The organism is Mesorhizobium sp. M7A.F.Ca.CA.004.12.1.1 (genome assembly GCF_003997835.1).
Classification (GTDB): Bacteria; Pseudomonadota; Alphaproteobacteria; order Rhizobiales; family Rhizobiaceae; genus Mesorhizobium.
Map to the genome: position 1 here is coordinate 1 of NZ_RZRK01001392.1, position 720 is coordinate 720.

General features: G+C 65.4%; 1 protein-coding gene. It reads right to left on the reverse strand.

The genetic code is table 11. The features are described 5' to 3' along the window. Positions 1-720 (reverse strand): ATP-binding cassette domain-containing protein (locus tag EN984_RS36615; RefSeq protein ID WP_164766018.1); only part of this gene is annotated, 720 nt, incomplete at both ends.

Genomic DNA, 720 nt, shown 5'->3' on the forward strand with positions numbered 1-720 from the left:
ATCCTGTCGACCGCCACCTGTTTCAGCCTGGTGTGATCGATGACGCCGCGCGGCGCGAATACGTTCATCGAGGCCAGCGCCATGTTGCTGGTGATCGAGCGCAGCGGCACGATGCCTTCGCGCTTGCGCTCCTCCGGCACCAGGCCGATGCCGGCGGCAATCGCATCGCGCGGGCCGGCGAAGCGCGCCGCCTTGCCGTCGATTGCAATGGTGCCGGCCGTGGCGCGATCGGCGCCGGCCAGGAGCCGCAAAAGTTCAGTTCGGCCGGAACCGACCAGGCCGGCAATCCCCAGCACCTCGCCGCGATGCAGATCGAACGACACGTTGCGCACCTTCGTCGCCGAGGAGAGGCCACGCGCGCTCAGCATGACCTTGTTCGTGGCATGGGAATTATGGTGTTCCTGCGCCAGTTCGCGGCCGACCATCATCGCCACGACCGCTTTCTCCGACAGGTCTTTCAGATCGACGGAATCGACGACGACGCCATCGCGCATGATGGTGGCGCGCCGGCAGATGCCGAACACCTCATCCAGCTTGTGCGAGACATAGACGACGGCGACGCCATCGCGCGCCAAACCTGTAATGACTTGCGCGAGCCGTTCGAATTCGCTCGGCGTCAGGCTCGATGTCGGCTCGTCCATGGCGACGATGCGGGCGCGATCGAGCAATGCCCTGGCAATCTCGACAATCTGCCGCTGCGCCACCTTCAGGGTGCCGAGC